7 protein-coding genes and 5 pseudogenes are annotated in these 11,764 nt (G+C 68.5%); 8 read left to right on the top strand and 4 right to left on the bottom strand.

Annotation, left to right across the window (positions count from 1 at the left end; genetic code table 11):
• Positions 1-32: 32 nt before the first annotated feature.
• The 8 genes and pseudogenes from ACQPXS_RS46205 to ACQPXS_RS46240 all read left to right on the top strand — a co-directional run.
• A pseudogene (locus ACQPXS_RS46205) lies at positions 33-197 on the top strand (helix-turn-helix domain-containing protein); the annotation flags it as partial.
• An 84-nt stretch (positions 198-281) separates the two neighbouring features.
• Positions 282-1,283 carry an XRE family transcriptional regulator gene (locus tag ACQPXS_RS46210; RefSeq protein WP_433456251.1) on the top strand — a complete coding sequence of 334 codons (1,002 nt, stop codon included), beginning with the start codon at positions 282-284 and terminating at the stop codon, positions 1,281-1,283.
• A gap of 225 nt (positions 1,284-1,508) precedes the next feature.
• Positions 1,509-4,238, top strand: coding sequence for a P-loop NTPase fold protein (locus ACQPXS_RS46215; protein WP_433455540.1), 2,730 nt, complete (start codon positions 1,509-1,511; stop codon positions 4,236-4,238).
• Between the two features lie 246 nt (positions 4,239-4,484).
• Positions 4,485-4,943: pseudogene (locus ACQPXS_RS46220) on the top strand (transposase); the annotation flags it as partial.
• 186 nt (positions 4,944-5,129) lie between these two features.
• Positions 5,130-5,426, top strand: a pseudogene (locus ACQPXS_RS46225) (group II intron maturase-specific domain-containing protein); the annotation flags it as partial.
• A 134-nt stretch (positions 5,427-5,560) separates the two neighbouring features.
• A pseudogene (locus ACQPXS_RS46230) lies at positions 5,561-5,956 on the top strand (transposase); the annotation flags it as partial.
• 147 nt (positions 5,957-6,103) lie between these two features.
• A pseudogene (locus ACQPXS_RS46235) lies at positions 6,104-6,449 on the top strand (dihydrofolate reductase family protein).
• Positions 6,446-6,859, top strand: a complete 414-nt coding sequence (locus ACQPXS_RS46240) for a VOC family protein (RefSeq protein WP_433455542.1) — start codon at positions 6,446-6,448, stop codon at positions 6,857-6,859. Before ACQPXS_RS46235 ends, ACQPXS_RS46240 begins: the two are co-directional and overlap by 4 nt.
• A 92-nt stretch (positions 6,860-6,951) precedes the next feature.
• Here the strand turns inward: ACQPXS_RS46240 and ACQPXS_RS46245 are convergent, their stop codons facing one another.
• The 4 genes from ACQPXS_RS46245 to ACQPXS_RS46260 are packed head-to-tail and all read right to left on the bottom strand — an operon-like array spanning position 6,952 to position 11,758.
• Positions 6,952-7,380 carry a replication-relaxation family protein gene (locus tag ACQPXS_RS46245; RefSeq protein WP_433455544.1) on the bottom strand — a complete coding sequence of 143 codons (429 nt, stop codon included), beginning with the start codon at positions 7,378-7,380 and terminating at the stop codon, positions 6,952-6,954.
• Between the two features lie 21 nt (positions 7,381-7,401).
• Positions 7,402-10,029: an ATP/GTP-binding protein gene (locus ACQPXS_RS46250; RefSeq protein WP_433455546.1), complete on the bottom strand. Its 2,628-nt coding sequence runs from the start codon at positions 10,027-10,029 to the stop codon at positions 7,402-7,404.
• Entirely contained in the window at positions 10,005-10,649 is a 645-nt protein-coding gene (locus ACQPXS_RS46255; protein ID WP_433456253.1) for a hypothetical protein, read from the bottom strand. The genes ACQPXS_RS46250 and ACQPXS_RS46255 overlap by 25 nt, the downstream gene beginning before the upstream one ends.
• A complete protein-coding gene (locus tag ACQPXS_RS46260) occupies positions 10,646-11,758 on the bottom strand; it encodes a C40 family peptidase (RefSeq protein ID WP_433455548.1) in 1,113 nt (370 codons plus the stop codon). The genes ACQPXS_RS46255 and ACQPXS_RS46260 overlap by 4 nt, the downstream gene beginning before the upstream one ends.
• Positions 11,759-11,764: the final 6 nt, after the last annotated feature.

Below are 11,764 nucleotides of genomic sequence, written 5' to 3' on the forward strand. Positions count from 1 at the left end.
CCGTCCACGAACTCCCGGCGGATCCCGGCATCGTGCTCGGTTTACGCGGAGCGCGCTGCGCCCTGCGGCTCACGCAGACCGAGGTCGGCAAGGCCTGCGGCTACTCGGCGTCGGCCGTGTCCCGCATCGAGAGCGGGCAGATGGGCATCGACTATCCGACCTTGTTGAGGTTCTCCGCTTTCCTGCGGATCACACGCGAGCAACTGCGTGCGTCTGCCACACCCCGCGTGACCAATATCGCTACGGTGGCCGGAGGTTGTCCGTCGGTTGAGGAGGATGAGGTGCGCCGTAGGAACCTGCTGACGGGAGTGGTGGCAGCGGGGGCGACGGCCGCCTTCGGCGCCAAGCCGGCTGCCGCCGCTCCGGTCGATCTCGATGTGGCGCTCTTCCGGTTGCCGCAGGCGGAGCCAATGCCGCTGCCCCGGCTCGTGGGGCAGATCGCTGCCGCCCGGCAGGACTACTGCGCCACCCAGTACACGCGTCTCAGGCAGGTGCTGCCCGGCCTGATTGCATCGGCGACCGCGACGAGGGACGCCTCGTCGGGGCGGGCCCGTGAGAAGGCGGACATGGCACTGGCCCGCTCGTACGTGCTGGCAGCCGAACTCGCCACCAAGCAGCACTCCGACGCGGCGTGGGCGGCGGCCGACCGGGCGCTGGCGGCCGCGCGCTGCAGCGGCATCCCTGTGGCTGTCGGGGAGGCGTCCCGGCAGCTGGCGATCGCCATGCGCCGCTCGGGCCGGTCCACGGCCGCAGTGCACCTGCTGACCAAGGAGGCCGCGGACCTGGACGCTTCCCGTGACCACACCGGTGCCGTCCGTACGACGCTGCTGCTGACCGGTGCGTACTCGGCGGCGACCAGCCGGGACCGGACAACGGCCCTGTCACTGCTGGAGGAAGCCGAGCAGGAGACGAGCAGGCATCCGGCGGTGCCGGGCCTGTTCACAGTGGAGGCCACCCGTACGCAGGTCGACGCCTACCGGATCAGCGTGCTGAACGCACTCGGGACTCCGGACAAAGCGGTCGAGGTCGCCGCCCGGCTGAATGTGGACCGGATGCCGACAGCGGAGCGGCGGGCGCGGGCGTGGACCGACGTCGCCCGGATGTGGAACGCACTCGGCGACAGCAAACAGACGTTCGCTGCGCTGCGCAGGGTCGAGCAGGAGGCGCCGCAGGAGGTGAGGCGGCCCGCCCTGCGGGCCCTGACCGCTGGTCTGCTGTACGGGCCGACCCGCATCGAAGGTCTGCGCGAGTTCGCGGACCGCACCGGCGCCTTGGTCGCATGACGGACGTGCCCGTCTGGGCTGGTCAGGGTAAAGCGCTGGGACGAGTCAGAGCGCTTACTGGCGCCAGCAAATCTACGAAGCTCGTCACCTACGCGCCATCCGCCTGGAGCGGCACCGCCTCGGCAACCACGAGGGGGTACGCACAAGCTACGACTCCATGGCGGACATGCTTGCCACCGTGAGCTAAGAGGACATCTTTTTCAAAGGCGTTGGGGGAAGGCAAACGTGGCAGAGCGTGGTAGAGCCGATCTGGACAGGCTGGTCAGGTCGGCCATAGCGCCAGTCGAGCGTCCCGGGTCGGGCGACGAAGCGCCGGACGATCCAGCGCGATTCCTCGGGAGCGCGTTCTTCGTAGCGCCTGGCCTGGCGATCACGTGTAGTCATGTCGTTGCCTCTGAAGCAGACGGTCACGTCCAATTGGCGTTTGGCGACGTCCGTGCCGACTCGGTGGCGGAGTGGGCCAGTCCTGGAAATGCGACGGGCTCCGGGTGGCCGCTGCCCGACTTGGCAGTCGTCCGTCTAAGAGAGCCGGTTGATCATGCATGTGTGCGGCTCTCTGATCGTCCTCTCGAGCCGGGCGACACGGCGTGGGGATTCGGATTCACGGCCGCCACAGGGGCCCTGACCCTGTTGACAACAACCCTTACGTATCAGGGCGGATTCGGTGACGCGCTGCGCATCGGTGGCGACGTGATACCTCCCGGGCTCTCCGGAGGCCCTTTGGTGGATCCAGTTGCGGCCGGTGTCTGTGCTGTTCTGAAGTCCCGCAGCAACAATGGGCAAGGCGGGCTCGCCGTTCCACTGACCGCTTTGCGAGACAGTGAGGACGAGCAGGCCGCATCACTCTTCCGCGAGCTGTGGGAACGACACGACGCCTACCACTTGGACCGTGGTGCGGGATTCGTTGAAGGCACGGGGGCAACTGGACGGTGGAGTAACGACGTCAGTACCCACACGGCTCCGCGGCCTCGTGCGCTTGCCGGTCTGGGCAGCGACCGCCCAAGCAAGGTCGACCTGCTTGGGCGTGAGGGCGAGGTGGAGATGCTCGCCATGCTTGCGACCGCGCTGACGACCACGCCTCCCCTAGCGATCGCGCTTCTTGGGGAATGGGGTGCCGGGAAATCCAGCACCATGGAACAGATGCGCGCGCATGTGGCCGCCCTGACCGAACGCGTACGTCGACAGGAAGAGTTGCAGTCGGCTTTCGTGGCCAATGTGCGGCAGGTGCGGTTCAACGCCTGGCACTACGCCGAAGACCACCTGTGGACCGGGCTGGTCGACCACCTCTTCCGGGAACTCGCGACGGAGCCGGCAGAAGAACAGTCTCCAGCGGTTCCGGTGGAGGAGGTTCGTCGGCGCCGCGATCGACTGCTGCGCCAGATGGACCAGGCCAGGTCCGACGTCCAGCGCCTTCAGACAGTCGTGGAAGCCGACGAAGAAGCCGCTCCGGCCGGCCGTGCGACGGTCGTAGGTAATCCGCTGCGCGGTCCTCGGCTGCTGTGGACCGAAGTTGGTACGGTAACCCGTTCCGCTTGGTCGAACCGCCGTGTGCTGTTGATCTGGATCGCGGTGCTCGGCACCGCGCTCGTCGTGTGGGCATTGGCGGGTTCGTGGATCGCCGGCGCCGTTCCCTTGGCACTGGGGTGCGGCGTCGCGGTGCAGCCGGCTCTACAACGGGTGCGGTCCTTGCATGCGTCCTTGCGGAAGATCGCGACGGCGTCCGGTGAGCGACTCGGACAGGATCTGAAGGAAGCCAATGAGCGGGTGGCGGTGACGGCTGACCGGCTCGCCCGGATCGACGCCGCTGTACGGCTGTCGGAGTTTCTTCGCCGCCGCTCCGAGGAGCCATCTCCCTACGAGCCGTATCGCAGCCTGCTAAGCCAGGTGCGACGTGACCTGGAACAACTGGAGAGCGACCTGGCACTGGCGCATCAGGAATGGCTGGAGCGCACCGAACCGGGATCTCGTACGCCGCCACCGCTGCAGCGCGTCATCCTCTACATCGACGATCTGGACCGGTGCGCCCCGCAGCGTGTGGTGGAAGTACTCGCGGCCGTTCACCTGATGCTTGCGCTTGAGCTCTTCGTCGTGGTGGTGGCGGTGGATCCGGAGTGGCTCATCAGAGCACTGCAGGTGCACCATCAGGACTTCTTTGGCCCGGCGCCAACGTTGGGCGAGGTGACTACTGACGGCTCCAACGCAGGTCCGCTGGATTATCTCGACAAGATCTTCCAGGTACCGTTCACCATTGCCCGATCCGGTGAGGAGGCCACCGCGCGTTATCTTCGTGGGCTGCTCGCGCCGACCGGAAGAGGTGTTGATGCAGCACAGCCTGCTAGAGAGGTCGGTGACGCCGGTTCTTCCGACCTGGCGGAAGGCGGAGCGCCAGCGGAGCCTGGCGCTGATGCCGAGAATTCGCCCCCGTCCGATGCAGATACTGGCTCGCTGCTGTCCGATGTGCAACGGCCTCCGGTGGCGGTTCCGGAGCTGCGGGATCTGCGTCCCGACACACTTCAACTCCACGATGCCGAGAGCGACTTCATGGCCCTCCTCGGGGCACTGCTGCCGACCCCCCGCGCTGCCAAGAAGCTGGTCAACCTGTACCGACTGATCAGGATCAGTATCCCGGCCGGGGATCTCGACACATTCGTCGCCACGGAGCACCGAGCACTCCAAATACTTCTGGCGGTGCTTGTCGGGTCACCAGCCGCGTCCCAGCAGATATTCATCGCTCTCGCGAGGGCAGCCGAAGATGCGGACATACGCGACGTATTGAGAGCCGTTGCCGAGAGCGACAACACTGGCATTACAAGTGTCACTTGCTCGAACATCGTTGCCGTACTGGATCGGATCGCGCTCAGGACGAGTATGGCGACCGCGGCCAAGAGCTTCCATCCGTGGATCCCGCTCGTGGCGCGGTTCAGCTTCCACTCCAAAGCCTGGGCGAGTAGCTAGGACGGATCAATCTCTGGTAGGAACCCTGCACCGCCCGCGGCGGCTTGTCTCTGTGTGGTGCTGCACCACGTCGATGAGCAGCGGCCGCTGTCCGACAGGGTCGCTTCCGACACCGCGCTTGCCTAGAGCAATGCTCATGACTTGTGGATCGGCCTCGGGTAGACGCGAAGCGCGTACCTTCCCGAGTGATCGACTTCTGGTCATCGAGTGGGCCGACGTTGCACCGTCGGCCGGGAAGGCACGACCGTGCTGAGCGTAGTGAATGCCGATGGATCGACCGAGGTCGGCTCCTTGATCGACGACATCGTCCGTGAGGGTGCGAGACGGATGCTGGCTGCAGCTCTGGAGGCTGAAGTCAACGCGTATATAGCCGAGTTGGTCGATCAGCGTGACGATCGCGAGCGCCGTCCGGTTGACCGCAACGGCTACCACCAGCCGCGATCGGTCACCACCGCGGCCGGGGCGGTTGAGGTGAAGGCGCCTCGGGTGAACGACAAGCGCGTCGACGAGGCGACCGGTGAGCGCAAGCGGCTCTCCTCGGCGACCCTGCCGCCGAGCAAGCGGCGGCGGCACGGGATGGCCAACTACCGCCTTGTGCGGTACGCGGACGACTTCCTCGTGCTGGTCTCCGGCACCCGGGAACACGCCGAACAGATGCGCGGCGAGGTTGCTGAGGTGCTGGCCCCGATGGGCCTACGCCTGTCGGAGGAGAAGACGCTGATCACCCACATCGACAACGGCCTCGATTTCCTCGGATGGCACATCCAGCGCCACCGGAAACGGGGAACCAACCGGCACTACGTCTACACCTATCCGTCGCGCAAAGCCGTGAAGGCTGCGATGGACAAGGTCCGCGCGAGGTGCCGGGAATGGGACACCAACCAACCGCTCGACGCCCTGTTGCTCCAGCTCAATCGGCTGCTGCGGGGCTGGTGCGCGTACTTCCGCCCCGGGGTCTCGCACGCTGCCTTCCAGTACCTGGGCCACTACACGTGGGAACGGGTCATCGGATGGCTGCGACGCAAGCACCCCAAAACCACCTGGAAGAACCTCCGCCGCCGCTACTGCGGCGGACGGTGGTGGCCACGCGGCCAAGAGCGCGAGCTGTTCGACCCGGCAAAGGTACGCACCACGCGCTACCGCTACCGCGGGACCGTCATCCCGACGCCATGGCCGACAGCAGCATGAACGGAACATCAGGCCCGGTCACGGGACTTGCGGAGAGCCCGTTGCGTTGCAAGGCGCACGGCGGGTTCGGAGAGCGGCCTGGAGAAACGGACTGGCGACAACGCCAGCACCGCGCTCCAGGCCGACTCAACCGCGAGCACGCCGTGAAGGCGATCGCGGCGTTCGAGAAGACGTACGGCGCAAAGTTCCCCAAGGCCGTCAAGAAGATCACCGACGACGTCGACGAGCTGCTGGCGTTCTACGACTTCCCCGCCGAGCACTGGATTCATCTGCGGACCACGAATCCGATTGAGTCGACCTTCGCCACCGTCCGGCTGCGGACGAAGGTCACCCGGGGCGCCGGCAGCGCGGCCGCCGCCCTGGCCATGGTGTTCAAGCTCGTCGAGTCCGCCCAGCAGCGGTGGCGGGCCGTGAACGCACCACACCTCGTCGCCCTGGCCCGTGCCGCAGCCCGCTTCGAACGCGGCCACCTCGTCGAAGCTCCGCGAGCCACGCGGCCTGAACGACCGCAGCTGATCCACGGGTCATGACTCCTGCCCTCTCAGCCCGGCAGTAGGCCGACGCGTCGGGCCGATGAGTTTGCCGGTCGCCTGAAGTCTTCCCTGGGACAAGCCAGCCCCGTCGGCAGATCAGGAAACGCCGGATCCCGGTGTCATGGAGGAGAGATGGAGGCCAGGATGACCAATCCGATTCGGCTGTACATGTCCATGTCGCTCGACGGCTATATCGCCGGCCCGGACGATCGGCCGGGGCAGGAGCGAGGACTGCGCCCGTCAGGCTCGCGCAGCCGCAGGGGACCGGCCGGTCATGGTCCATGGGGCGGGGGCAGCCCAAGCGCTCCTCCGAGCAGGGCAAGTGGACGAGATGGAGATCCACCTGGTTCCGGTCCTCCTCGGGGACGGTCGACGGCTGTTCGACCACCTGGGTGGCGATCACATCGAACTCGACCTCGTCCGACGGCTCGAGGATCGAGACGTCACGCATCTCCGCTACCGGGTGCGCCGACCCGAGGTGGCACGGTGAAGACGCTATTCGTCTCCTACCGCGTCACCGACCTGGACCGCTCGCTCGATTTCTACACTGCCTTGGGCTACGCCGAACTGGGCAGGGTCGAGGGTGGCGACGGGAGCCGTCTCGTGATCCTCAAGTTCCCCGAGGAACCAACGGCCTCGCTCGAACTGGTCCACCGCCCCGGCGACGGACCGGTCGACGTGGGCAGCGGCTTCGACCACCTCGCGATCCAGGTGGAAACGCTGGCCACCACCCTGGAGACACTGACCGAAGCTGGCCTGGAACCGGGCCCTGTCCAGTATCCGGGCGGCCCTCACGGCCCGAAGACATCGTGGCTCACGGACCCGGATGGTTACCGGATCGAGTTGGTGGAGTGGCCGTCCGGACATCCCGACGGCATCACCGCAGCAGACTTCTCCTGAGGCGGTCACGGTGAGTGGAGTGACGAAGCTCCCCCTCGGTGCGGCCGCGGCGCAACGTGGGGCAGCATCCCCCCATCCGCAGGTCTTGACGATTACTCGTGGGACACCTCGGGTGTCCAGTCCAGGTGGTCGTGTTCGTCGCCTGGCCTGCGGGCGTCAGCGACGAACGCCAGGTGGGTGCGTAGGACGGTGAGGGTGTGCGGGGTCTTCAATGAGGCGGCCGTCGCCGAGGTGATCGGATACGGGGGGCGGTCGCGGAGCGCGGGCCGGTCCCTGGTGCGTCGGGCGCCCTTGGGCGTGAGGTACCAGATGCGGGTGCGATGGGACTGGGGCCACACGACGAAGGCGACCAGGTGCTCGCCGAGCAGATGGTTCAGGCGCTGGGAGACCGACTGGCGGGAGCGGTGGGCCGCAGCAGGAGGCGCAGTTGATGGGTGGAGGCCAGGCGGTGCTGGGCGAGTGCGCCAGGAGCTGATGTGCGAGGGATTCGGTGGGGCGTGGCGTGAAGCTGGCCGCCGCATGTTCTTTGGGCTGGGCGGTGGTCATCCGAACTCTTTCTCCTTCTGCAGGTGGACGGTTGAGTCGGCGGGGGAGTGTTCGGCGAGGAAGGCGGCGACGCGGCCGAGCTGTCCGGCGGCGCGTTCGGTGAGCTTCTTCAGCGGGAGTGCCTGGGCGTTCGCGAGGGCGGCCCTGTGCAGTGCACCGGCCTGCTGGGTGCGGGCCAGGGTGGTGAAGACGTCGTCGAGATGGGGCCCGCGTAGCTGGATGGGTCCGATGCGGCGGCCGTGGACGTTCATGGAGATGTAGTGCTCGAAGCGTTCCATGGTGGCGATGCGGTCGGGGCTGGGGTCATCGCCCCATTCGGCGGTGACCGGTGCGATCGCGGACTTCGATCCGGCGGTGGTGGCGAGGGTGGAGGCGTTTTGCAGTAGGGACTGCCGCACCGGTGTGGGGAGGCGGGACAGCAGTTGGGTCATGCCGTGGATGTGGCACTTGTATTTGCGTAGGTCCTCGAACATCGCGGCGATGGTCTCCGGGGCTGCGCCGGTCAGAGTTATCAGCTCGTCGAAGTACGGGCGGAACGGGACCCGTTTTTCTGGCGGGGTGTCGCGTCTGGAGCGTGCGGCCCGTAGCAGATCCCGGGCGAGCAGCGCGGTCAGGAGGCGGTCGGTGGGTCCGTTGCCGCCCGGGCATACCCACACGACCATGCGGGAGTCCATGGCTGCGCGGATGTTGTATACGCCGGCGGGCTGGCCGAGGAAGGCGCGGGTGAGGGGGTTGGCGGCGAGTCGGGTGATCGGGTTGAGGACCACGGCGAACGCGTCGGTCGGCAGGGTGGGGAACACGGCCTGCCACCATGCGCGGGTCTCCTCATCCAGGCGGTCCGCCACCGCGGTGAGCGCTGCTGTGCGGAAGGCGGTGTCGGTGAGCAGTGCCCGGATGTGGAAGAGGGTGGCCTGGTCCTGGGGCCGGCTGGCCTGGCAGGCGGCCTCGTTGACGGCGATCAGGACGGTGAGTGCGGCGGTGAGGATGGTCAGCGCGCGCGGGGCGGTTGTGTCGTCCCAGGCCAGCGCGGAGGCGTAGGCGTCGGCGATGGCCTCGACGACCTCGTGCGCGGCCTGCCCGTGGTGCATGCCGAGCGGATTCCACGAGCTCACTTGCGGGTGGGGGCCGAGACCGCCGAGGTCGATCAGCGCGATCCGCGGCATCAGCGTCTCGTGGGCCAGGAACGGCAGCGCGCGCGGCCAGGAGTCGCGGTGGGGGTCGACGAAGACGAGCCCGCCGCCGGCGTGTGCCCAGCCGATCGCCTGGGCCAGGGCCCTCTCAGTCTTGCCGCCGCCTGCCTTGCCGACCCCGACTTCGAAGAGGGTTTCCTCGGCGTAGGTAGCGACCAGCCGCTGCCGGCCGTCCGGGCTTCGGTAGATGCCCTGCAGCAGCAGCTCGGGCTTGCCGAGGGAGAAGGTCGGCAGGTCGCTGGCGAGTACCGGGAGACGGCAGTGTGTGGTGGGCGGCTTGAGCAGGCCGGTCAGCTCCTCCAGCCTCACCCAGTTCGAGCGGGGCGGCCGGCAGTGGCCGAGGTTCCAGCGGCGTTCGAAGCCGAGCCGGGTGGGCCAGTGGTCGGCGCCGATCCGCCACGGTCCCAGCCGCCAGCCGCGCATGGCCCACCGTGAGCGGCCGCCGAAGACATCGAGGGCGGCCTGGAGTTGGGCGAGCCGTGCCTGGGCGCGGCCGGCGGTGTTGGAGGCGCACATCGCCAGCAGCTGGACGCGGATGAGGTGGTCGTCCTCGGCGAGCTTGCCTAGTGCTTCGGCCGGCTCGACGCGCCGGGGAACGGGCGGCATCACCAGGCGGCGGCCGGAGCCCGGGCTGGGGTGATCGCTGAGGAGTTGCTGCAGCTGCCAGCCCCACGAGTCTTCGATGCCGCCGGCGTCCTGGCGCAGCCAGCGTGCGGAGCGCTGGGCCTCGCGGCGCTCGGACCGGCGTGCGGCGCCCATCAGTTGCAGACGGCGCGCCCGCAGGGCCCACTTCGGAGCGCGCTGGATGTCGAGCCGGATTTCGGCGAGGTCGCCGAGCTCGGCGCGCAGGTCGGCCACGGCGTCGACGAGCGGCTGGAGCGGGTCGGGGGTGAGCGGCACCTCACGCAAGGGCTCGGTGGGTTTGCCGCGTAGGAGGAACTCCGCCCGCACCACGTGGTCGCGGGGCTTGTCGAGGATCGGCCGGGCCCGCTCTACGGTGACGTCGGGCCCGAACGGGGTGATGGACAAAAGCCGTTCTCCGCCCGCTGGGCCCTCGATGCGGTAGCGCAGCGGCGTGCTGCCGTCCGCGCGCAGCCGGATCTGCACGGCCTTCGCCCGGCGGGGGGCCCACCAGGGCATGGCCGTGGAGGCGCGGGCGAGTTGGACACCGCGGCGGAAGATCTCCTCCAGACTGGGGTCGAAGTGCTGGGTGGGGACGAGCTCGAGGGCCATCCGCTGGGCCGAGGCGTTGGCCGCGAGCCGGCGGACGAGCAGCTCGCCCCCGCCCCAGCACACGGCGATGGCCAGGGTGAGCAGATACCAGTGGTCGTAGAGCCAGTCGGCGGCGTTGACCAGGCCGCTGATCGGGCCGAGTACCTGACCGGGAGCCGTCGGATCGGCTCGGTTGGTCAGGTACGGGGCTGCGGCATCCACGTCGCTGCTCCCTTCTTGATCGTGCGGGTGAAGTGCCAGTCGGTGATGCGCAGGTCGGTGAAGGTGCCGCCGCGGTCTGTGCCCGCCCACACCAGGTGGACCACCGCCTTGTTGGGGCTGTGGTCGCGGCGGGCGATCGCGGCCTGGATGCGAAAACGAGCGGTGGCGAACGCCGGAGCCACCTGGCGTGAGTCGGGGAAGAGGCCCGGCCAGTTTGTGCGGCCGATTCCGGTGGCGTCCGCGCGCAGCAGCGCGCGGCCGTCGGTGCACAACGTTCGTTCATCGGTGGCGGGAAGGTCGGCGGGCCACGCCGCCTGAAGCGACCGCTGGATCACCTCATCGCCGGCCGCGCCCTCGCCGTGCGGCGCCAGAGCGGGCTGGAGGGCCGACGGCGCCGATGCGGCAGGCACTGCGGATGCACCCCTGCCGAGGGGCAGCTGGGCAGGCGCAGCAGCCGCAGACGGCGAGGATGATGAACCTGCACTCGTGCGTGAGGCCGGGGACGCCGTCGGGGCCGCTGGCTGCTGACCCTGCGGCACGCCCAGCAGGGCGATGCCGGCGACGGCGAGCAGGATGGTGCTCAATAACAGCAGACGCGGTGAGCGTGGGGTGGTGGTCACCACAGCCGTGCTCCTCCCGCAAAGCCGGACATGGCGCCTACCGCGTCCAGCCGGACGGCGGTGCCCGGGCGGGCGGCGTTGATCATCCGGCCGCCGCCGACGTAGATCCCGACGTGGTAGATCGTTAAATCGCGTCCGGGGGCGTAGGCGTAGAAGACGAGGTCGCCCGGCTTGAGGGCGCCGGTGCCGAGGCTGGCGGGGATCCGCTGGCCGCGGCCTGCTTGCGCGGCCGCGGTGCGCGGCAGCCGGATGCCGGCCCTGGCATAGGCGTACGTTGTCAGGCCCGAGCAGTCGAAGCCCTTGATGTTCGCGCCGCTCTTGCCGCTGGGCGAGCAGCAGACCCCGTACGACGGGCCGCTCGCGTTGCCGCCGCCCCAGGAGTAGGGCACCCCCCGTTGGGCGAGCGCCGCCTCGAGCACGGTGCGGGCCTTGCCGGAGACGTTCTTCAGGCCGGGGTCTTGGGCGGCCACCGTGTACTGGTCGATCCAGCCGGTCACATAGGCGACGTATTCGTTGGAGTGGTTGTACTGCCAGATCGCGGCCCTCAGCTGCGAGCGCTGCGTCAGGTCGCGGCCGCCTCCGCACAGGTAGACGGCCGCTCCCAGCGCGGCGTCGTCGGCGTTGTGCGGGTCGACGACATGATCGCCGTTGCCGTCCTTGCCGATCGACTTCCACGTGGAGGGCAGGAACTGGAAGGGGCCGACGGCCCGCTCACCGGTTGCGGTGCCGTCCCATTTGCCGCCGTCGCTGTCCGGGACCGCGGTGGTGTTGCCGCCTTGGCCGGAGCCGTCGAGGAGTACTCCGTAGATCTTCGGGCGGATGTCGCCGTTGGTTGCGATGGTGTGGCCGATGGCGTGGTTGGATTCGACCTTGGCGATCCCGGCGAGGATTGGCCAGCGCATGCCCTGACACGTCGGCACGTACGTCCCGACCTGCTTAACGGCCTTGTTGTAGGCGGTCATCATCCGGGGAGGGATGTCTGCGGGGCTGCCGCCCTCGGCGATTCCTCCGTCGTCCTGCGCGCCTGTCTTCAGTGCGAGGTATGCGCTGATGGCGTTGCCGACCGGTGCGGCACAGCACACGGCGGCGAACATCAGCAGCGCCGCCACGCATCC

Source organism: Streptomyces sp. CA-142005 (genome assembly GCF_050942335.1).
Lineage (GTDB): Bacteria > Actinomycetota > Actinomycetes > Streptomycetales > Streptomycetaceae > Streptomyces.

Excerpts from the sequence above, each read along its gene's own strand:
- ACQPXS_RS46245 (WP_433455544.1), bottom strand. The coding sequence starts at position 7,380 with ATGCGGCGGCCAGCTTCACGCCACGCCCCACCGAATCCCTCGCACATC.